Here is an 18,779-nt window from a genome sequence, read left to right as displayed (position 1 = left end):
TAGAGTGACCGCGGAGGCGGTCATGAAGCTCATCGGCTATTTTCGCTCGTCGGCGGCATTTCGCGTGCGCATCGCGTTGAACCTCAAGGGCATCGCGGTGGAACACGCGTCGCGGCACCTGCGCAAGGGCGAGCAGTCTTCGGCCGACTATGCCGCGCTCAATCCGCAGAAGCTGGTGCCGGCGCTGGTCCTCGACGACGGGGCGGTGCTGACCCAGTCGCTCGCGATCATGGAGTATCTCGAGGAGACCCATCCCGAGCCGCCGCTGCTGCCTAAGGATCCGGTCGGCCGCGCGCGGGTGCGGTCGCTGTCGCTGATCGTGAGCGCCGACATCCATCCCATCCAGAACCTCCGCGTGATGGCCTATCTCCGCCAGAAGTTCGACCAAACGGAAGAAAGCGCCTTCACCTGGTCGCGTCACTGGATCGAGACCGGCTTCGACGCCTACGAGGCGACACTTGCCCAGGCAGGCGGCGCCGGCGACTTCAGTCACGGCGACCGGCCCACCATGGCTGACATGTGCCTGGTGCCGCAGGTCTTCAACGCGACGCGCTTCAAGGTCGACATGAAGCGCTACCCCACCATCCAGCGCATCTACGACACCTGCATGAAGCATCCGGCGTTCGACGCGGCCCAGCCCTTCAAGCAGCCGGATGCCGAAGCGTGAGGAAGTCGCTCCTCGTCGTCACCGGCATCGTTGTTGTCCTGGTCGGCGTCGGCGCCGCGGCCATTCCGTTCGTCGAAGGCTTCGCCGCCACCCGCCTGAAGGCCGGGCTCGCGCAGGGCGGCATGAAGGTCGAGACGGTGAAGGTGGGATTGCTCGATCGCAGCATCTCCCTGCGCAACGTCGCGGGCGGCCCGAACGGCGAACTGAAGATCGACGAGTGGGAAGCGTCCGGACTTGCCTGGCCGCTCGATGAACTCCTGAAGGGGCGGGCGCCGTTCGGCGGGTTGAGCTGGGGCGATCCGCTGCACGTTGCGCGGCTTCACATGCGCAATTTCCGCCTGGCTGAAGCCGATGCGGGCGACTCGTGGGCGATCGGCGAGCTGACGGGCATCAACATCGACCTGCCGCGTTACGACGCGGTCTACGAAGGACCTTTCCGCAACGAGGTGATGATTGCCCGTCTGTTGGGCGCGCTATCGGTCGATCGCCTCGAGCAGAGCGATCTCGTCCATGTCGGGTTCGATCAGACCAACCAGACCGTCAAGCGCCTCTCGATCGCGGGTTATGCGCGCGGCCTGACGGATGCGTTCGAGATGAAGGACTTCCAGGTGAAGCCGGCGGGTGCCCGGATGGCCGGTCTGACGATTGCCGACACCACGGCGCGTGGCATCGACCTGCGCCGGCAGATCGGCATGGCCTCTTCGCTGGACTGGGAGCCGGGCACGCCGATCGGCCGGGTTCCCGTGGCCGAGGGCCGGATGTCGGGCTTCGGCGGCGAGCTCATGACGCGCTACGGCATGTCGCTGGGCAGCATCTCGGGCGAGACGGTGCGGGAAGGGCCCGAGGTGAGTCGCTCGCGCATGCGCGTCGAAGGCTTCGTGCTGGCGCCGTCGTTGCGCAGCGTCGAGGCGTTGGGCATGCGCATGGTCATGCAGTCGATGGATCTCAAGGAGGTCCGGCTCGGCGCGGAATGCAGCAGCGTCGAGGATCGCGCTCGCAATGTCCTGAAGATCGAGGCCTGCAAGCTGAGCGGTCCCGACCTCCTGGAAGTCTCGTTGACCGCGCAGGTGGTCGAGACCGATGACGAATTCTGGCGAGCGGTCGACGAGGCCGACCTCTTCGCGCTGCTGGGCACGAAGGCCGCGCTGCAGTCGGCAAAGCTGGTGGTTGCCGACAAGAGCCTGCTGCAGCGGGCGCTCCAGGCGAAAGCCAAACTCGGCGGCCAATCGGCGGCGGCCGAGCGAGCGGCGCTGGCGGCGGAGATCCGGCGCTACCAGCCGCCGGGAGTCCTGATCACGCAGGATATGTCCAAGCTGCTCGATGCGGTCGCCCGCTTCGTGGAGCAGGGCGGAACGCTTACCGTCGAGGCCGCGCCGCAACCGGCGCTGGGCCTTGAAAAGCTCGACTATCTCCTGAAGCCGGGCGCCGATCTCGTGAATGCGCTCGGCCTCACCGCGACGGTGTCGCGTTAGCTCCTAGCTCTTGCGGGCGTCGGCGATCAGCGCCTTCAGCGACTCGGCATCGACGGCGCCCGGCACGAACTGCTTGCCGATGACGAAGGCCGGCGTGCCGCGCACACCGAGGGCACCGGCGAGCGCCATGTTGCGATCGATGGTCTGCTTCAGCTTGGGATCTTCCATGTCCTTCTCGAGCTGGGCCACGTCGATGCCCACCGAGGCGGCGGTCTGAAGGATCTTCTCGCGGTCGAGCTTGCCGTTGAATTCCATCAGCGCGTTGTGCAGGTCCTTGTGCTTGCCCTGCTTCATCGAGGCCAGCGCGGCGAGGGCGGCGATCTTCGACGGCTCGCCCAGGATCGGCAGGTCCTTGTAGATGATCTTCACTTTGCCGTCGGCCGCGGTGACCGATTTCACGGCCTGGTAGGCGCGCTTGCAGTAGGGGCACTGGTAGTCGTTGAACTCGACGATGGTGACATCGCCTGACGGGTTGCCGCCGACGGGGCTGTCGGCATCGCGGAACAGCTCGGCCTCGTTCTGGCCGATCGCCTTGCCGGCGACGGCGTCGCGCTGGCTGTCCTGCTTGCGCTCCAGCTCCTGCATCGCTTCGACCAGGACCTCGGGATTGGCAATCAGATAGGCCCGGATGCTCTTGCCCACATCGGTCGGCACTGACGCCTCCGCGGCGGGCGCCGGCGAGGCGCTCGTGAAGCGGGGCAGGCCGGTGCGGGTCGCTGCAGCCGCGCCGATGACCATCATGGCGACGAGGGTAGCCAGTAGAAGGGAACGCATTGCTTGTTCTCCAGGGCCGGCTACTTGCGCGGCCGGGTGTTGATATAGGCCTTGAGATCCTGCGCGCGCTGCCACGCCGGTGTCCCGGCGGTGAGCTGGCGCGACGCCGCCTCGGCATGGCTCTGTGCCTCGGCGCGCTGGCCGCGGAGGGCCGCCATTTCCGCCCGCGCCAGGGACGTCATACCCGGATCGTTCAGCTTGGAGTAGCCCGAAGCCATCAGGCGCCACAGGTCGAAGTTGCCGAATTCCTGCTGGGAGGCGAGGTCGAGGTTGCGCATGGCCTCGCGGTCGTTCTCGGGGCTGTTCACGTCCAGCAGGGCCCGCGCGAGGTCGATCTTGAGGATCGCCGCCGCCGGCGCGAGCTGGACGGCGCGGCGATAGGAGGGGATGGATTCGGCGGCGCGGCCGTTTTCGTAGAGCATCTGGGCCCGCAGCTCATGGAAGTACGGGTCGTTGGGATACTCCTTGAGCAGGCCGTCGATCGTCAGCAGCGCCGAGCCCAGCGTGCCCTTGCGATAGAGGGCGATGGCGCGGGCATAGCGCGCCGGCACCGAGCGGTCGGCTTCCGCGTAACGCTGGAGAGCCATGTCCGGGGCAACGAAGCCGTAGAGCTTGGCCACCATGCGCTGGTGGAGCAGCAGGAATTGCGGCGTATCGGGCGTGTTGACGTAGGGCGAGTTCGCCGCGGCCTGCTCGAAGGCAGAGATGCGCTCTGGGGTCAGCGGATGAGTGGTGAGATAGGGATCGCGGCGATTGATCGCGAGCTTCTCTTCACGCTGCATGTAGCGAAGGAATTCGATCGTGCCCTTGGGCGACTGTCCGGTCCGCTGCAGATAAGTGATCGCCGCCTGGTCGGCCGCGCTTTCCTGGGTCTGGGTGTATTTCAGGAACGACATCAGCGAGCCCGGCGCCATCGGCCGGGCCGTTCCGCCGCCGTGGCCGCCACTTCCGGCGCCGGCGCCGCCGACTGCGCCGCCGGCCATCGCGCCGCCGGCCAGGATGGTCTCGAGAATCTGCAGCGTCGACAGGCTGCGCAGCTCTTCCTGCATGCGGGCGAGATGGCCGCCCGCGATGTGGCCGCTTTCATGGGCCATGACGCCGATCAGCTGGTTCGGACGTTCAGTCCGCATGATCAGGCCAGTGTTGATGAAGATGCGCTGGCCGCCCGCCACGAAGGCGTTGAGCGAGCCATCCTGGACGAGCATGATCTCGACACCGTTGGGATCGAGGCCTGCTGCTTTCCAGATCGGGATCGTGAAGGTGCGGATCGTGCTCTCGATCTCGGCGTCACGGATCAGATTGAGGCGTTGACCTTGCTGTGCGGTCGCGGCACGAAACGGTGCCAACGCGAAGAGCGTCAGACATAAGAGGGTGGTGATGCGTTTGAACAAGGTCGGCACGGGGCTGAAGCAGGCTAGGAACGGTCAGCGGCCGCGTCAATTGCGCAACGCAGCCCTGAGCGCGGTCTTCTTGCTGGCCGGTTGTGGCTTTAGTGAGACGGACCGGCAGATGGACCGCACCGAAAACGCCACCAATCCGGGCGGTATGGTGGCCAATCGGCGCCCCCTGTCGCCTGTCACCAAGGGCACCAGTTTCGCCGCGACGACGGCGGACGAAAGCCGTGCGGCGGAGGTCGGACGCGAGATCCTGCTAGCCGGCGGCAATGCCACCGACGCGGCGGTCGCCATGTATTTTGCACTCGCCGTAACCCTGCCGTCGGCCGCATCGCTCGGCGCCTCGGGCGCCTGCATCGTCCACAATGACAAGACCAAGAAGGCCGAGGCTTTCATCTTCCCGCCGATCGCCGCGCCGGGCGGCGTGAGGGGAACGCCGTTTGCCGTGCCGGTGGGCGTGCGCGCCATCACCCTGATGCATGTCCGTCACGGTCAGCTTCGTTGGGAGCAGACGATTGCGCCGGCCGAGCGGCTGGCGCGATTCGGTTTCCCGGTTTCGCGCGCGTTCGCCCGCGATCTGCAGGCTGGCGCGGCACTCCTGGGCGATGGCGAGGCGCGGCGTCTCTTCGGCTCGAGCGCGGAGGGCACTCTCCTCACGCAGCCCGACCTCGCCACGGTGCTGGGCGGCATCCGCCAGCGCGGCGGCGGCGAATTCTTCCAGGGCGCGCTGGGGCGCACCTTCTCCGAGCAAGTCTCGCAGGCGGGCGGCAGCCTTCCGCCGGACGCGCTGCGCAATGCGATCCCGATCGCCGCGACGCCCGATTCGGTCAGCCAGTATCGCAGCCGCGTCTATGTCGCGCCGTCGCCGGCGGCGGGCGCCTCGGTCCTGGCGGGGTGGAACGGCAGCCAGCCGGGCGGCGCCACGCCGGTCGATTCCGGTGGCTTTGCAGGTTTTGCCGCCGTCGACACCAAGGGCGGCGCCGCTGCCTGCGAGGTCTCGATGGGCCAGCTGTTCGGTGCGCGGGTCGTCCCACCCGGCAGCGGCATCATGCTCGGTTCGCCGAATCCCGAGGCAGCTTCGGTGAGCCCGATGATCATCGCCAATCCGGGCAACGGCGAGTTCACCTTCGCCGGAGCCGGCGGTGGTGCGGCGAGTGCTGCGCAGGCCCTGGGCTTCGTGGCGCGCGAGGTCATCGACAACGGCAAGAACCTCGCCACCGTGCTCGCGAACCGTCGTGCACAGGGCGGGTTCGTCAATGCCATCGCCTGCCCGTCGGGCCTGCGGGGCAACCCGGAAACCTGCCGGACGGGAGCCGATCCCGCTGGAGCCGGCCTGTCGACACTTGCCACCGAATAGCGTTCGCGATGGTGGGCAAGCTCTCGCGCCGCTCGAGCGGCGTCGATCCATTCATCGTGATGGATGTCATGGCGGCCGCCGCGGAGAAGGAGGCGGCGGGCGACGTCGTCATCCATCTCGAAGTGGGACAGCCAAGCACGCCGGCGCCGAAGGGGGCGCTGGCCGCGGCGCATGCCGCGCTCGATGCCGACCGTCTCGGCTATACGGCAGCGCTCGGCATGCCGGCGTTGCGCGAGCGGATCGCGCGGTTCTATCGCGAGACCTATGGCGCCGAGGTCTCGCCGGATCGTGTTGTCGTCACGACAGGATCATCCGGCGGCTTTCCGCTGGCCTTCCTCGCGAGCTTCGATGCCGGTGACCGGGTGGCGCTCGCGGCGCCCGGTTATCCCGCCTATCGCAACATCCTGGCAGCGCTCAATCTCGAGGCGGTCGACCTGCCGACCTCGGAAGCCGATCGCTTCCAGCCTACGGTTGCCGCGCTTGAGAAAGCGGGGAAGCTCGACGGGCTGATCGTGGCGAGCCCTTCCAACCCCACCGGTACGATGGTGACGCGCAGCGAACTGAAGGCGCTGGCGGATTGGTGCAACGCCAACGGTGTGCGGTTGATCTCCGACGAGATCTATCACGGCATCGTCTACGAGGGCGAAACCCACTCGGCGGTCGAGGTGTCCGACACCGCGATCGTGGTGAACAGCTTCTCGAAGTATTTCTCGATGACCGGCTGGAGGGTCGGCTGGCTGGTCGTGCCACCCGACATGGTGCGGTCGATCGAGCGCCTGACGCAGAATTTCTTCATCTCCGTGCCGACCCTCAGCCAGCACGTGGCGCTGGCGGCGTTCGAATGCCGCGACGAACTCGACGGACACGTGAAGCGCTATCGCACCAACCGCGACCTGCTGATGGCGGGCTTGCCGGCGGCCGGTCTCGACCGCCTCACGCCGGCGCAGGGCGCCTTCTACATCTATGCCGACGTCTCGCACCTAACCAACGACAGCCGCGAATTCTGCAGCCGAATGCTGCGCGAAGCCGGCGTGGCGGTGACACCGGGCGTCGATTTCGACCGTGCGCGCGGGGCGGGGACCTTGCGCATTTCCTTCGCGGGCTCGACGGCGGAGATGGAGGAGGCGGTGCGCCGCCTCAAGCACTGGAGGAGTGCATGAGAGGATTTGCCGTCGCGGCGCTGATCGCTCTCAGCCCGGTTGCCGCGTGGGCGCAGGCCGGCCCGAGCTTCGATTGCGCGAAGGCGTCTAACGGCGCGGAGCGCGCGATCTGCAAGGATCCCGCGATGGCGAAGACCGATCGCGAACTGTCGAACCTCTACACTTCGCTGCTGGCCAAGCTGACGGGACCGGCCAAGGAAAGCCTCGAGAAGAGCCAGGTGCGCTGGATCGTCGGCCGCAATCGCGCCTGCCTGCCGAACGAGGATCCCGATGTGATCGCGCGCTGCCTGAAGACGCGCTACGACAATCGCATCGCCGATCTCAAGGCATCGGCTGCCGGGCCCTATCCGTTTGTCGAGGACCAGTCGATCGAGAAGACCGGCAAGGTTGGCAAGGTGAAGTACACGATCGACCTTCGCTATCCGCGCTTCGCGGGCAACACGGCGGATTTCGCGGTCATCAACCGGTCCTATGCCGACTCGGCGGCCAAGGCGGCGCGCGAGACGACTCCCACGGCCGACGCCAGCAGCGACCGCGAGGAAGAGTGGCAGGCCGAGCAGGGCTATTCGCTCTATCGACCCGGGCCCGACGCCATCACCGTGGCGCTTACCTTCTGGGCCTTTACCGGAGGCGCGCACGGCTACGGCAGCCTGAGCTGCACGCTGGTCGACCTAAAGACCGGCAAGACCGTGCCGCCTGACGCCGTCTTCGCCAAGGGAACGCCATGGCTGAAGGAAGTCGTCGCGATCGTCGGCGCCGACCTCAAGAAGCAGTTTGTCGAGAACCCGGGATTCGACGATGCGCTGCAGCCGACGAAGCTCACCAAGACCGTGAACAGCGCCGGCCGCTTCTGCTGGCAGGCCGAAAGGCTGCAGGTCTATTTCAACCAGTACGAAGTCGGCCCCTATTCGTCGGGGCCCTACACGGTCGACATTCCCTACAGCCGGCTGAAGTCGCTGTTGCGCGCCGACGGTCCGGTCGCGCGCTGACGACGGCTCAGTGCAGCTTGCGTCGGTCGCGCGCCGTCGCCGGCGCGGAGGTCGGTGCGGGTCGCTCGGTCGCGACCGGCGGCACGGGGCCGGAATGGTGGCTCGCCATGTGCCAGCCGTCGCTCATGCGGACATAGAGGTTGCTCGCCATCAGCTGGCCGTTGGGCAGCACCTCGCGGCAGATGACGAGCGCCAGCCCCGGGCGTCCGACCACCCATTCCTCGGTGCAGCGCACGCGCGGCGCCTCGGGATGCTTCATGATGGCGCGCCAGCTCGCCATGATTTCCGCCCGGTCGTGCAGGGCTTGCTGTCCGGGATGCAGGCAAACGACCGAACCGGTCGGCGCCCAGATCAGGTCCATCGCGGCGGGATCGCGATCGTTGAAGGCTCGATAGAAGGCGCGGTTGGCCGCCAGGACGGCGTCGCGTTCGTCATCGTCGAATTCCGCCAAGAGCGGCGGCAGGCGTGGGGGACGGCGGGGCATTCGACCCTCGAAACTCACGGGTTGCGCGGCACAGGATTAGCCGACACAGAAGAGGCATCCAACAGCCGAGATGATGATGTCCATCCCCAAGCTCGAATTCCCACCGTTCCATCTGCCCGCCGAGGCCGAGGCCTTGCGGGGTGAGGTCCGCGCGTTTCTCAAGGAGACGCTGCCCAAGATCAAAACCGAGGACCGCTTCGCGAGCTGGAACACGGCGTCGCCCGAGTTCAGCAAGGCGCTGGGCGCCAAGGGCTGGCTCGGCATCACCTGGCCCAAGCAGTATGGCGGCGGTGAGCGCACCTTCCTCGACCGCTACGTCGTGACCGAGGAGCTTCTCGGCAACAGCGCGCCTGCCGGCGCGCACTGGGTCGCCGATCGCCAGTCTGGCCCGCTGCTTCTGAAGTTCGGAACCGAACAGCAGCGCCAGGCGATCCTGCCGCGCATCACGCGCGGCGAATGCTATTTCAGCATCGGCATGTCCGAGCCCGATTCCGGCTCCGACCTTGCTTCGGTGCGCACGCGCGCCGAGCCGGTACCAGGTGGCTTCCGCGTCAACGGCACCAAGGTCTGGACCTCGGGCGCCCATCGCAATCACTACTGCATCACACTCGTGCGCACCTCCGGTCAGCATGGCGATCGGCACAAGGGTCTGAGCCAGCTCCTGGTCGATCTCAAGACGCCGGGCGTCACCATCCGTCCGATCATCAATCTCGCCGGTCGCCACGACTGGAACGAGGTGACCTTCTCCGACGCGTTCATTCCCGAGGATTGCCTGATCGGCAACGAGGGCGACGGCTGGCTGCAGGTCACCAGCGAACTGGCCTTCGAGCGTTCTGGCCCCGAGCGCTTCATGCAGAACTTCTACGTGCTGCGCGAGCTGGTGCGCGTGCTGGGCCGCCAGCCGGCCAAGCGCGCCAGTGCGATCCTCGGCCGCCTGATCGCGCGCCTGTGGACCCTGCGCCAGATGTCGACCGCCGTTGCCGGCATGATGCAGGGCGGCAAGTCGCCCGCCATCGAGGCATCGCTCGTGAAGGATCTCGGCACGATCTACCAGCAGGACCTGCCGGAGATCGCGCGGACCGTGGCCGAGTCCGACGCCACGACCGAGGACGATCTCGCCGACTTCCTCGATATCGCCCAGTACGCGTCGATGATGGCGCCGAGCTACACCATCCAGGGCGGCACCACCCAGGTCCTGCGCGGCATCGTTGCCCGCGGCCTCGGTCTGCGCTGAAGGAGACAGGATCATGGATCGCGAAACCCGTGACATGCTGCTGGAGACCGCCAGCCGCTTCTTCGCCGAACGTGCCGGCAAGGACGTCGTAAACGGCGTCGAGAAGGGCGTATGGCCTGCCGATCTCTGGAAGGAGATCGAGGAAATGGGCCTGCCGCTAATCGCCGTGCCCGAAGAGCTTGAAGGCGTGGGTGGAACGCTGGCCGACCTGATGGCGATGCTGCGCGTGGCCGGCGAGCATGCCGTGCCCGTGCCGGTCGCCGAGACGGCCCTGGCCAACCTGCTGATCGCCGCTGCGGGCGGCAAGCCGGCCATCGGCCCGTCGACCCTGGCGCTGGGTGAACTTTCCCTGCAGGGCGGCCGCGTCAGCGGCAAGGTTGCGCGCGTACCGTTCGCCGGCGTCGCCGAGCGTTTCGTTGCGATCGTGACGGCCGGTGGCAAGTCGACGCTGGTCGTCGTGCCGCGCGATGCCGCCAAGATCGAGGATGCGCCGAGCCATGCGGGCGAGCCCTATGGTTCGGTGTCGTTCGACGGCGCCACGCCGGAATACTCCGCAGCCTCCACCATCAGTGCAGATCGTGCGCTCGAACTCGCAGCGCTTGCCCGGTCCATGCAGATGGCGGGAGCTGCCGACAAGATCCTGGTGACCGCGACAGAGTACTGCAAGCAGCGCGTCCAGTTTGGTCGGCCGATCTCGACCTTCCAGGCCATCCAGCACATGCTGGCAGAGCTCGCGAGCTACGCCGCTGCGACCATCGCCTCGGCCGAGGCAGCGTCGCGCGATGCCGACGAGGGTGGTCTCACCGACGGCGGCAGCTTCTCGATCGCCGCCGCCAAGACCCAGTGCTCGGACTTCGCGCACCGGATCGCGGCCATATCGCACCAGTCGATGGGCGCGATGGGCTTCACCCATGAGCACATCCTGCACCACTACACGCGCAGGCTCTGGGTGTGGCGTCGCGACTTCGGCAGCGAGAGCTTCTGGGGCGAGAAGATCGGTCAGTCCTTTGCCAAGGCCGGCAAGGATGCCCTGTGGCCAGCCCTTACCGAGAGCCGCTACGCCGCCTGAAAAGGCCGCGTGTAACCCTCTCGCGGCAGAAATGCGGCCGTGAGAGGCTTCTGGCCTGAAGAGGCAACCACCCCGGCCGGGGGTCATTTCTTCATTGAGGAACTCAAACCCAATGGAGGATGAAATGGCACGCCACGATTCCAGCCGGCGCGACATCAAACAGGCCTATGGCCGTTACAGCGGTTCGGACCAGGGCGACGAACGCCGCCACGTGGAGCGTCGCGAGCATGGCGTTTATGGCGCCCGGGCCGAACAGGGGCCGGGCTACCACATGGAGGACCAGCGCAACGGCGGACGGTACGGCACTGAACGCACCGTCGACCGTGACGACTATTATGATCCGGACCATTCCTACCGCCAGCACGACCGCTTCAACAGCGGGTACGGCGGCGACGATTACGGGCGATGGGGGACCCGCGAGGCAAGGCGTCATCCGTCGACCTGGTACAGCGAACAACGCAATGTGCGCGAGAATTGGCCGGAGGAGGAGGGCTTCGCGGCCCGCGTCAACCATGGCTATCGCGGCGCTGGCGGCTATCGCTCGCCGCCTCATGATTCTGGGCATGGCGGACGCGGGCCCAAGGGCTACACGCGGTCGGACGAACGAATCCGTGAGGATGTCTGCGATGGCCTCACCTACGATCGGCATGTCGATGCCAGCAACATCGAGGTGCTCGTGAAGGGCGGCGAAGTCACGCTGAGCGGTACGATCGACAGCCGCGGCGCCCGGCGTCACGCCGAGGAACTTGCAGAGCGCGCCCTTGGCGTGAAGCACGTACAGAACAACCTGCGTGTTGCCGAACGCGCCGATCTTGCGGACGCCTCGGCCACACCCTTGTTCAATCGCACCGGCACCGACCGGCGCTGACGATCAGCCTTGGGACTGAGACCTGCCGGGCGCGACGACAATGCGCCCGGTGTTGGTCTGCTCGAGAGCGACCGGCACGCCATAGACAGCCGAAAGCACCGACGCGGTCAGTGTCTCGTCGGCAGTGCCAAAGGCGGCGATATGGCCGTCGGAAATGACCGCGACGCGAGTAGCCAGCTCGCGCGCCTGATCGGGATCGTGGGTCGAGAAGACCACCCCGAAACCGCGTTCCCTCAACGCCTGCACGCGGGCCAAAACGAGGAAACGATTGCCGAGGTCGAGGCTCGCGGTCGGCTCGTCCATCACCATCATCGGCGCATCCTGCGCCAGCGCACGTGCGATCAGGGCAAGCTGTCGCTGTCCGCCGGAAATTCGATTGGCCTCGCGGTCGGCGAGGTTCAGGATTCCGAGCTCATCTAGGGCGGCGCGGGCGCGCTCGATATCGACGGATCCCGGCGCGGCAAAGGGACCGAGATGCGCCGTGCGTCCCATGAGCACGAGATCGAGGACCGTGTAGGCGAACTCCATCACCTGCGCCTGCGGGACATAGGCAACCGCGCGGGCTAGGGCAGGGCGCGACAGGTCGGCCACCGGCTTGCCGCCGATGGAGACCGTTCCTGAAAGAGGCGGGATGAGGCCGAGCAGGGTCTTGAACAGGGTCGTCTTCCCCGCTCCGTTGGGACCGAGCAGGCAGAGAATCTCGCCCGGTGCGACGGACAGATCGATGGCGGCGGCGACCTGCGTCGCGCCGTAGCCGATGGTGAGGGTGCGGGCTTCGATCATCCTCAGCTCCACACGCGCCGGCCGCGCGCCAGCAGCCAGACAAAGATCGGCGCACCGATCAGGGCGGTCAGTAGCCCGAGCGGGATCTCGATGCGGGCAGCGGAGCGCGCCAGTGTGTCGACCAGCACCAGGAACGCGGCGCCCATCAACACCGAGGCCGGCAGCACGCGATCGTAGCGCGGCCCGACCAGGGGCCGCACCATGTGCGGGATCATCAGGCCGATCCAGCCGATCACGCCGGAGACCGATACGGCCGCGGCGGTCATCAGCGTCGCCGCGGCGATCACCACGCCGCGCACGAGGGCGACGTTGACGCCGAGCGCGCGCGCCTCGTCGTCGCCCAGCGACAGGATGCCGATCCGCCAGCGCAGGAGGATCAGCGGCACGAGGCCCACGATCACCAGCGGGGCCACGCCCCACACGTCGCTCGCCTTGATGCCGGACAGGCTGCCCAGCAACCAGAAGGTGATGGCCGGGAGCTGGTTGTAGGGATCGGCAAGGATCTTCACCAGCGAGATGCCGGCGCCCGCGAGCGCGCCGACGACGATGCCGGCCAGCACCAGCACGAGCACCTCGTTCTGGCTGCGCAGCGCGCGCGCGAGTGCATAGACGATCACGACGGTGATGAGCCCGGTGACGAAGCCCAGTCCCTGGATGGCGATGACCGGCAGCGACAGCAGGATGCCGAGCACGGCGCCGAAGCCCGCGCCGGCTGAGACGCCGAGAATGTCGGGCGAGACGAGGGGATTGCGGAACAGCGTCTGGTAGCTGGCGCCGGCGGCTGCGAGAGCGCCGCCCACGAGAGCGGCGGCCAGCACGCGCGGGAAGCGGATCTGGAACAGGATCGTATCGATCGGAGCCGCTGCGGGCTCGCCAAGAAGCCTGGCGACCAGCGCCTTCAGCACCTCGCCCGGTGGGATCCGGTAGGGCCCGATGACGCTGCCTATAAGCAGGGCAACGAGGAGGCACAAAGCAAGGAGGGCGAGGACGAAGCCGGCGCGCATGACGCCGTCAGTTTGCCGCGCCGCCCAGCAGTCGCGCCAGTTGGGCGTCGGTCACATTCACCCCGTAGAAGAGGTCGTAGAAGGCCTTCGTCTCGGCCTTGAGATCGATGTTGGCCTCGGCAGGATAGAAGATCGACAGAAGCCAGCGCAGGCCGATCAGCCGGTTGAGCGAGGGCGGCGCATCGATCCAGCCCCAGGGCAGGTTGGGCGAGAGATAGACGCGCTTGTTGGCGACGGCGCGCACCTGGTTCCAGCCGGGCTTGGTCGCCACGCTGTTGTAGAAACCGCGGTCGAGCGTGACGACGATGTCGGGCTGCCAGGCGATGATCTGTTCCAGCGAGGCGCTGGAGATGTTGCCGCTCCCGCCGAGCCCCTCGGCCACATTGATGGCGCCGGCGCGCTCGATGATCTCGGTGTTGATCGAGCCCCGGCTGCCGGTCTCCAGCCCCTCGGGGCCTCGCGCCAGATAGACGCGCGGACGCTTGTCGGCGGGCACGCGCGCGAGGACGCCATCGACCTGCGCGAAGGCCTTCTCGGCATAGGCCGCGAGTGCGGCTCCGCGCTCGACCCTTCCCAGCATCTCGGCCGCGAGCTTTAGCGAGGCCGCCGTGGCGGCGAAACGCCCGTCGATCAATGCGTAGGGGATACCGGTCTGTTCCTGGACGCGATTGGCCAGGGACACAAACGTCTCCGACGTCGAGCCGAAGTCGAGGACCATGTCGGGCTTCGCAGCCACCAGCCGCTCGAGGCTCACCGTATCGCCACGCCCGGTCAGCCGGCCGGTCTCCGGCAGGTCGCGGGCGGGGGCGGCCAGAAATTCCTTCTCGGCGGGCGAGGGCGTGCGGATCCAGCCGACCATCGCGTCGCGCGCCAGCGTGTAGGCCAGTACCGAGGCGGGAGGACCAGCCACGAAGACGCGCTCGATGCGCGCCGGCAAGGTGAGTTTGCGGCCGGTAGAATCGACCATGGCGCGCGTGGCCTGCGCGAATCCCGGGCGTGCCAGCAGGCCGGCGCCGAGCAGGGCGAGGGCGCTGCGCCGCTTCATTTGTCGCCGACCTGGAAGTCGCCGGGCTGGGCCGGCGCCAGCGGCTCGAACAGGCTGCGGTCGGGTTTCACGTCGAGCAGGGGCGTGCCGTCGAGGCAATCCATGCCGCGCACCAACAGGACCGGCCCCTCGATCTTCACGAGGCGGACGATCGACGTCCCGATGGGGTTGGGCCGTACTGGCGTGCGTAGCGAGAACACGCCGCGCGCCTCGCCGTCGTTGCGCGGGCTCTGGTGAACGAGGTCGCGCCGCGACTCATGCAGCCAGTAGAGCACCTCCAGCCGCTCGAACTCGGCGATGCCGAGCAGGCCGTCGGCCCAATGCGCATCGAGTTCGAGGCGGCAGGTCGGACCGTCGAGCCGCCCCTGCCGGGGCGTCTCCAGCCGCGACGTCCAGGGCGTGCGGATACGCCCAATGAAGTAGGCAGAAGCGCCGAAGCGGTCCGGCAGATCGACCGCCCGCTCGCCCTGGCGGATTTCGTTCAGCCGGACCATGACGGGCTAGTTGTCGAGGCCGACCATGACGTCGGACGCCTTGACGATGGCATAGGCCTCCTGGCCAGCCTTGAGGCCGAGCTCATCGACCGCCTCGTTGGTGATGGCCGCGGTGACGATGATGCCCTTCACGTCGATCCGGACGTGGGCGGTCGTCTGGCCCTTCTTCACCTCGACGATGGTACCCTTCAACCGGTTCCTGGCGCTGATCCGCATGTTTCCTCCTGAGATTTGACGGCCGAAGTATAGAGCCGGGCGACCTTTATAGCCATTCGGCTACAGCGGGCCCATCGGATGCAGCCAAACTGCGATTCCGGTGGATAAACGCTATGTTCAGTGGGATATATCGCGCCTCTTTGAACCGGAGGATTTACATGCTGGGTACTCGTCGGACCTTCACGTCAGCCCTTGCTGCCGCTGCTTTCGTGTTCTCCGCGGGCAGCTTCGCGCAGCAGGCGTGCGCGCAGGGCAAGGACGTCGTCATCCTCGCCGCCGCCAGCCTCAAGAACGCGCTGGACGAGGCGTCGGCCGACTGGAGCAAGAAGACCGGCAAGACGACCAAGATCTCCTATGCCGCGAGCTCGGCACTGGCCAAGCAGATCGAGGGCGGCATTCCCGCCGACATCTTCATCTCGGCCGACGTGCCGTGGATGGACTATGTCGCCGAGCGCAAACTCATCAAGCCTGCGAGCCGTTCGGACTATCTCGGCAACCAGATCGTCCTGATCGGCGCCAAGGATTCGAAGATCGATCTCAAGATCGACAAGGGCTTCAACCTGCGCGGCGCGCTGGGCAACGATGGCCGTCTAGCGATGGGCAGCGTCGACGCCGTGCCGGCCGGCAAATACGGCAAGGCGGCGCTGGAATATCTCGGCGTCTGGCCGTCGGTCTCCGATCGCGTGGCGCAGGCCGAGAACGTGCGCATGGCGCTGACCCTGGTGTCTCGCGGCGAGGCGCCGCTCGGCATTGTCTACAAGACCGATGCCGCGTCCGATCCGGCCGTCCGCATCGTCGGCACGTTCCCGGCCGATTCGCATCCCGCGATCATCTATCCGATGGCGCTGCTGTCGACCTCGACCAATCCGGACGCGCAGGCGTTCGTCGACTTCCTGAAGACCCCGGCCGCCAAGCCGTACTTCGAGAAGCAGGGCTTCACTGTATTGAAGTAGTCTCCGCCGCATCGCTGCCGGCGAGAAGCAGGGATCGCCCCAGTTTCTCGGCGGCCGATGCGGGCATCGAGAAGCCGACCGTGGCCGGCCCGACCGCCACGGCCAGCAGCGTCTCTCCGCCGGGCAAGCCACCGACACTCAGCGAGTCGGTGGGCACCAGTGAGAGCTTCGCGGAATCAGACGAAGAGTTCTGCGGCAGGGCGCGGCCCAGCAGGAGCAGGAGCGGCACCAGCCGCTGCAGGTCTCCCGCGGGGATCGTCAGGGTCGCGCGCCCACCATCATGACGAACCAGGGTGATCAGGACCGCATTGTCCTGCGGCAGCAATTCACCGCTGACCTCGGCGGCTTGGCCGAAATCGATCCTCTGGTCGCCGTCCGGCATCTTTAGTTGAAGGTCGCGCGCGGCTGCGCCACGTCGATCCCCACGAGCGAGGTCGCCAGCCCGCCGGCATCCTCGGGCGTCAGGGCGAAGGAGACCTTGAAGCCGTCGGGCGTGTTCATCGTCAGGATCGTGCTGTCGCTGCCGGCCGCGGCCTCGAGCGAAAAGCTGCCCATCGGATAGACGATCTTCAGCGTGTCGTCCTGGTAGCGTGCCTTCAGCGCCTTCTCGATCACGTTGGGCAACGTCATCAGGAGCGACCGCAGGCAATCGACCGGAAGGATCACGGAGGCAGGGTTGCCGTCTACGCTTTCGAGGTTGAGGCGGAACGAAACGCCTGTCGGATCCACCTGACAATCAGTCAGACCCTTGCCGACGATCTCCATGACCGACACCTCGTTGCGGTGAATGACGCTATATCCAGTAAGATATAACGAGAGAGGGCGCAAGCGTTCCCCCGGGACGAGGGAAAGGCGGCCTCCAGGCAGGCTCAGTGCAGCTTTACGTCGGGTGGCGTGAGCAGCTTGGCCAGCGAGCGGATTTCCGGCGACGAGGCACCGTAGGCCCGGCGCTCCATCTCGCGATAGAGGCGGACGATGTCGTTGCCGGTCTCGGTCACCGAGGCGCCGCCGCCACCGCCACCGCCGGTCTGGGCGGCGACGACCGGATCGCGGAACATCTGGTTCATCTCGTCGACCAGCAGCCAGGCCTGCCGGTAGGACATCGCCAGCGCGCGGCCCGCGGCGGAGATCGATCCCGTCTCGTTGATCAGTTCGAGCAGCCGGATCTTGCCCGGACCGATCGAGCGCTCGCCGCCGAAATCGATCCGGAGGTGCAAGGAGGTCTTGTCGGCCGACTTGGCTGCTGTTTTGGCTGGTCCGCGTCCCATGCCGCGATTATGCGGCGGGACTGTCCGCAAGGCCAGATGGCTATCGCAGCGCGGCGATCAGATTGTCAGCCACATCGGCGGCCTGCAGGCGGATATCCGGGATCGCCACGATCTCGGTGTAGCGGCCGCGGGTCGGCGGCCCGAGCACGTAGAGATGGCTCGACGGCGTGCCGTCCTTCCCGATCAGCGCTTCGTCGACCGCGACGTCGAGGCCCTGGTTGAGCGGATCGGGTCGCAGCAGACCGTCCTTCACCAACTGCGCATGCAGCGGCACGTGCACGTCGACTTCGTTGCGCGGGCCCCGGCAATCGACCACGCGGTCGAAGCTGTGCTTCTCGCGGATGTCCGAGCCGCGGCGGATGATCGTGACCTCGACCTTGTCCGGCGTCGTCTTGCCGATCTCGACTCGCCCGGAGACGATCGAGAGCTGGCCCCGCGCCTTGGCGGCGTCGATCTGCTCGCCGATCTGCGGCGCGACGCGATGGCGATGGATGTCCCACCACGGCCGCAGGTGACGCAGGAAGCGGCGCCGTTCCTCGAGGTCGAGCCCGTGCCACAGTTCGTTGTTGTGCGGCCGCAGGAGCTGCATGAGGCCGGGCCATCCCAGGCCGGCCCGCAAGCGTGCGCGGAAGCGGGCGGTGCGCTGCGACAGGCTGCCGGTGAAGAGATCGGCGGTATCGGCCTCGGGCGTCGGGATCGGTGAGGCGGGATGGCGATGCGGCACCAGTCCGCGGCGGGAGAGGGCGACGATCGGACCCTTGTGACCTTGCTCTAGCAATGAGAGCAGGAGGTCGATCATGGTCAGGCTGGTGCCGATCAGCAGGATCGACCCCTCGGGCGCGAGGCCGGCGATGGCTTCGTCGCGCCAGGGATTGCCGTGATAGGCGCCTGAATCCTTCGAGGGCGGGCGATGACCGGTCGCCAGCACGGCCTTGCGGGCGCGAAGCGGGGATTGGCCCTCGATGTCGACTTCGACGCCTTCGCCGTCGTCACGGATCGCCACGACCTCGCCTGTGATCACCTGCAGGTGGCCTCCGGCACGCTGGATGGCGTCGGCCAGCAGGTCCTGCAGGTAACGGCCGTAGATGGCACGGGGAACGAAATCCGCACGCCCATAGCCGCTGCCGTCGCGGGCCAGCCATTGCACGAAGTGATCGGGCTCGTCGGCCAGCGCCGTCATGTCGCTGGCACGGACGTTGAGAAGGTGATGCAGGCAATGGGTCGAGTAGGCGACCCCAAGTCCCGGATGGGCGCCGCGTTCGACCAGGGCAACGCGTAGGTTGCTTTTGCGAACCAGCTGGGCGGCGAGCAGCACACCGCTGGCGCCGCCGCCGACGATTGCGATGTCGACGGACGAAGAAGGCGACTCGGAATGCTGCATTGCCGAAGTATGCAGAGGCTCTGCCGTGGAAGCCAGCAAACGCAGGTGCGACCCCTCGGCGCTGTCGCGGTCTCCATGCTCCCGGTGCGGAAATAATTCTGCAACTCCCGGTCGCTCGATTGGGCGGTGACGGGCGGGGCGGCAGTCGTTATGTTTGAATAGATATA

At 67.1% G+C, this 18,779-nt stretch carries 21 protein-coding genes; 9 read left to right on the top strand and 12 right to left on the bottom strand.

Going from position 1 to position 18,779, the window contains the following annotated elements; all coding sequences use genetic code 11:
• Nucleotides 1–22: 22 nt before the first annotated feature.
• The gene (maiA, locus tag AC1RP5_RS13495) at nucleotides 23–667 is read left to right on the top strand and encodes a maleylacetoacetate isomerase (RefSeq protein WP_493111264.1); all 645 of its coding nucleotides are present in this window, start codon (nucleotides 23–25) and stop codon (nucleotides 665–667) included.
• The gene (locus tag AC1RP5_RS13490) at nucleotides 664–2,139 is read left to right on the top strand and encodes an aq_1923 C-terminal domain (RefSeq protein ID WP_493111263.1); all 1,476 of its coding nucleotides are present in this window, start codon (nucleotides 664–666) and stop codon (nucleotides 2,137–2,139) included. The genes maiA and AC1RP5_RS13490 overlap by 4 nt, the downstream gene beginning before the upstream one ends.
• A gap of 3 nt (nucleotides 2,140–2,142) precedes the next feature.
• Here AC1RP5_RS13490 and AC1RP5_RS13485 read toward each other — a convergent pair whose 3' ends face one another.
• Nucleotides 2,143–2,913 (bottom strand): DsbA family protein, encoded by a 771-nt coding sequence (locus AC1RP5_RS13485; RefSeq protein WP_493111262.1) that lies wholly within the window; start codon nucleotides 2,911–2,913, stop codon nucleotides 2,143–2,145.
• Nucleotides 2,914–2,933: 20 nt separating this feature from the next.
• The gene (locus AC1RP5_RS13480; protein WP_493111260.1) at nucleotides 2,934–4,259 is read right to left on the bottom strand and encodes a M48 family metalloprotease; all 1,326 of its coding nucleotides are present in this window, start codon (nucleotides 4,257–4,259) and stop codon (nucleotides 2,934–2,936) included.
• Between the two features lie 163 nt (nucleotides 4,260–4,422).
• Between AC1RP5_RS13480 and AC1RP5_RS13475 the strand changes: the two genes are divergently transcribed.
• The 3 genes from AC1RP5_RS13475 to AC1RP5_RS13465 are packed head-to-tail and all read left to right on the top strand — an operon-like array spanning nucleotide 4,423 to nucleotide 7,813.
• Nucleotides 4,423–5,664: a gamma-glutamyltransferase gene (locus AC1RP5_RS13475; RefSeq protein ID WP_493111259.1), complete on the top strand. Its 1,242-nt coding sequence runs from the start codon at nucleotides 4,423–4,425 to the stop codon at nucleotides 5,662–5,664.
• Nucleotides 5,665–5,672: 8 nt separating this feature from the next.
• On the top strand, nucleotides 5,673–6,824 hold the full coding sequence (locus tag AC1RP5_RS13470; RefSeq protein ID WP_493111257.1) for a pyridoxal phosphate-dependent aminotransferase: 1,152 nt from the start codon (nucleotides 5,673–5,675) through the stop codon (nucleotides 6,822–6,824).
• Nucleotides 6,821–7,813, top strand: coding sequence for a DUF3298 domain-containing protein (locus AC1RP5_RS13465; RefSeq protein ID WP_493111255.1), 993 nt, complete (start codon nucleotides 6,821–6,823; stop codon nucleotides 7,811–7,813). Before AC1RP5_RS13470 ends, AC1RP5_RS13465 begins: the two co-directional genes overlap by 4 nt.
• Before the next feature lie 7 nt (nucleotides 7,814–7,820).
• Here AC1RP5_RS13465 and AC1RP5_RS13460 read toward each other — a convergent pair whose 3' ends face one another.
• On the bottom strand, nucleotides 7,821–8,297 hold the full coding sequence (locus AC1RP5_RS13460; RefSeq protein ID WP_493111253.1) for a YybH family protein: 477 nt from the start codon (nucleotides 8,295–8,297) through the stop codon (nucleotides 7,821–7,823).
• 76 nt (nucleotides 8,298–8,373) lie between these two features.
• On the opposite strand from AC1RP5_RS13460, the gene AC1RP5_RS13455 reads away from it, so the two are divergent.
• The 3 genes from AC1RP5_RS13455 to AC1RP5_RS13445 all read left to right on the top strand — a co-directional run bounded on the left by AC1RP5_RS13455 (nucleotide 8,374) and on the right by AC1RP5_RS13445 (nucleotide 11,468).
• Nucleotides 8,374–9,531 (top strand): acyl-CoA dehydrogenase family protein, encoded by a 1,158-nt coding sequence (locus AC1RP5_RS13455; RefSeq protein ID WP_493111252.1) that lies wholly within the window; start codon nucleotides 8,374–8,376, stop codon nucleotides 9,529–9,531.
• 13 nt (nucleotides 9,532–9,544) lie between these two features.
• Nucleotides 9,545–10,600: an acyl-CoA dehydrogenase family protein gene (locus AC1RP5_RS13450; RefSeq protein WP_493111250.1), complete on the top strand. Its 1,056-nt coding sequence runs from the start codon at nucleotides 9,545–9,547 to the stop codon at nucleotides 10,598–10,600.
• 124 nt (nucleotides 10,601–10,724) lie between these two features.
• On the top strand, nucleotides 10,725–11,468 hold the full coding sequence (locus AC1RP5_RS13445) for a BON domain-containing protein (RefSeq protein ID WP_493111249.1): 744 nt from the start codon (nucleotides 10,725–10,727) through the stop codon (nucleotides 11,466–11,468).
• A gap of 3 nt (nucleotides 11,469–11,471) precedes the next feature.
• Here AC1RP5_RS13445 and AC1RP5_RS13440 read toward each other — a convergent pair whose 3' ends face one another.
• The 5 genes from AC1RP5_RS13440 to AC1RP5_RS13420 are packed head-to-tail and all read right to left on the bottom strand — an operon-like array spanning nucleotide 11,472 to nucleotide 15,010.
• Nucleotides 11,472–12,251 (bottom strand): ABC transporter ATP-binding protein, encoded by a 780-nt coding sequence (locus AC1RP5_RS13440; RefSeq protein ID WP_493111248.1) that lies wholly within the window; start codon nucleotides 12,249–12,251, stop codon nucleotides 11,472–11,474.
• Nucleotides 12,252–12,253: 2 nt separating this feature from the next.
• The gene (locus AC1RP5_RS13435) at nucleotides 12,254–13,255 is read right to left on the bottom strand and encodes a FecCD family ABC transporter permease (protein WP_493111246.1); all 1,002 of its coding nucleotides are present in this window, start codon (nucleotides 13,253–13,255) and stop codon (nucleotides 12,254–12,256) included.
• 7 nt (nucleotides 13,256–13,262) lie between these two features.
• On the bottom strand, nucleotides 13,263–14,300 hold the full coding sequence (locus AC1RP5_RS13430) for an iron ABC transporter substrate-binding protein (protein ID WP_493111244.1): 1,038 nt from the start codon (nucleotides 14,298–14,300) through the stop codon (nucleotides 13,263–13,265).
• A complete protein-coding gene (gene tsaA / locus AC1RP5_RS13425; protein ID WP_493111242.1) occupies nucleotides 14,297–14,794 on the bottom strand; it encodes a tRNA (N6-threonylcarbamoyladenosine(37)-N6)-methyltransferase TrmO in 498 nt (165 codons plus the stop codon). Before tsaA ends, AC1RP5_RS13430 begins: the two co-directional genes overlap by 4 nt.
• A 6-nt stretch (nucleotides 14,795–14,800) precedes the next feature.
• Nucleotides 14,801–15,010, bottom strand: coding sequence for a TOBE domain-containing protein (locus tag AC1RP5_RS13420; protein ID WP_493111240.1), 210 nt, complete (start codon nucleotides 15,008–15,010; stop codon nucleotides 14,801–14,803).
• Nucleotides 15,011–15,168: 158 nt separating this feature from the next.
• Here AC1RP5_RS13420 and modA point away from each other — a divergent pair, with 158 nt between their 5' ends.
• Nucleotides 15,169–15,963, top strand: coding sequence for a molybdate ABC transporter substrate-binding protein (modA, locus tag AC1RP5_RS13415; RefSeq protein ID WP_493111238.1), 795 nt, complete (start codon nucleotides 15,169–15,171; stop codon nucleotides 15,961–15,963).
• On the opposite strand, the gene AC1RP5_RS13410 is transcribed toward modA, so the two are convergent.
• The 4 genes from AC1RP5_RS13410 to AC1RP5_RS13395 form a co-directional block, all read right to left on the bottom strand.
• Complete coding sequence (locus AC1RP5_RS13410; RefSeq protein ID WP_493111237.1) at nucleotides 15,947–16,345, bottom strand: hypothetical protein; 399 nt, start codon at nucleotides 16,343–16,345, stop codon at nucleotides 15,947–15,949. The two genes, modA and AC1RP5_RS13410, sit on opposite strands and share 17 nt — an antisense overlap.
• A 2-nt stretch (nucleotides 16,346–16,347) precedes the next feature.
• On the bottom strand, nucleotides 16,348–16,629 hold the full coding sequence (locus AC1RP5_RS13405; RefSeq protein WP_493111235.1) for a hypothetical protein: 282 nt from the start codon (nucleotides 16,627–16,629) through the stop codon (nucleotides 16,348–16,350).
• Between the two features lie 203 nt (nucleotides 16,630–16,832).
• Entirely contained in the window at nucleotides 16,833–17,231 is a 399-nt protein-coding gene (locus tag AC1RP5_RS13400; protein ID WP_493111233.1) for a winged helix-turn-helix domain-containing protein, read from the bottom strand.
• Nucleotides 17,232–17,271: 40 nt separating this feature from the next.
• On the bottom strand, nucleotides 17,272–18,612 hold the full coding sequence (locus tag AC1RP5_RS13395; RefSeq protein ID WP_493111231.1) for an FAD/NAD(P)-binding protein: 1,341 nt from the start codon (nucleotides 18,610–18,612) through the stop codon (nucleotides 17,272–17,274).
• Nucleotides 18,613–18,779: the final 167 nt, after the last annotated feature.

Source organism: Reyranella sp. GW821-FHT12G01 (assembly GCF_058806575.1).
This window is presented reverse-complemented; position numbering and strand designations above follow the sequence as displayed.

Bases quoted from the DNA above. Each gene is read 5' to 3' on its own strand.
- maiA (WP_493111264.1), top strand. From the start codon at position 23: ATGAAGCTCATCGGCTATTTTCGCTCGTCGGCGGCATTTCGCGTGCGC.
- AC1RP5_RS13485 (WP_493111262.1), bottom strand. From the start codon at position 2,913: ATGCGTTCCCTTCTACTGGCTACCCTCGTCGCCATGATGGTCATCGGC.
- AC1RP5_RS13475 (WP_493111259.1), top strand. From the start codon at position 4,423: ATGGACCGCACCGAAAACGCCACCAATCCGGGCGGTATGGTGGCCAAT.
- AC1RP5_RS13470 (WP_493111257.1), top strand. From the start codon at position 5,673: ATGGTGGGCAAGCTCTCGCGCCGCTCGAGCGGCGTCGATCCATTCATC.
- AC1RP5_RS13465 (WP_493111255.1), top strand. From the start codon at position 6,821: ATGAGAGGATTTGCCGTCGCGGCGCTGATCGCTCTCAGCCCGGTTGCC.
- AC1RP5_RS13460 (WP_493111253.1), bottom strand. From the start codon at position 8,297: ATGCCCCGCCGTCCCCCACGCCTGCCGCCGCTCTTGGCGGAATTCGAC.
- AC1RP5_RS13455 (WP_493111252.1), top strand. From the start codon at position 8,374: ATGTCCATCCCCAAGCTCGAATTCCCACCGTTCCATCTGCCCGCCGAG.
- AC1RP5_RS13450 (WP_493111250.1), top strand. From the start codon at position 9,545: ATGGATCGCGAAACCCGTGACATGCTGCTGGAGACCGCCAGCCGCTTC.
- AC1RP5_RS13445 (WP_493111249.1), top strand. From the start codon at position 10,725: ATGGCACGCCACGATTCCAGCCGGCGCGACATCAAACAGGCCTATGGC.
- AC1RP5_RS13440 (WP_493111248.1), bottom strand. From the start codon at position 12,251: ATGATCGAAGCCCGCACCCTCACCATCGGCTACGGCGCGACGCAGGTC.
- AC1RP5_RS13435 (WP_493111246.1), bottom strand. From the start codon at position 13,255: ATGCGCGCCGGCTTCGTCCTCGCCCTCCTTGCTTTGTGCCTCCTCGTT.
- AC1RP5_RS13430 (WP_493111244.1), bottom strand. From the start codon at position 14,300: ATGAAGCGGCGCAGCGCCCTCGCCCTGCTCGGCGCCGGCCTGCTGGCA.
- tsaA (WP_493111242.1), bottom strand. From the start codon at position 14,794: ATGGTCCGGCTGAACGAAATCCGCCAGGGCGAGCGGGCGGTCGATCTG.
- AC1RP5_RS13420 (WP_493111240.1), bottom strand. From the start codon at position 15,010: ATGCGGATCAGCGCCAGGAACCGGTTGAAGGGTACCATCGTCGAGGTG.
- modA (WP_493111238.1), top strand. From the start codon at position 15,169: ATGCTGGGTACTCGTCGGACCTTCACGTCAGCCCTTGCTGCCGCTGCT.
- AC1RP5_RS13410 (WP_493111237.1), bottom strand. From the start codon at position 16,345: ATGCCGGACGGCGACCAGAGGATCGATTTCGGCCAAGCCGCCGAGGTC.
- AC1RP5_RS13400 (WP_493111233.1), bottom strand. From the start codon at position 17,231: ATGGGACGCGGACCAGCCAAAACAGCAGCCAAGTCGGCCGACAAGACC.
- AC1RP5_RS13395 (WP_493111231.1), bottom strand. From the start codon at position 18,612: ATGCAGCATTCCGAGTCGCCTTCTTCGTCCGTCGACATCGCAATCGTC.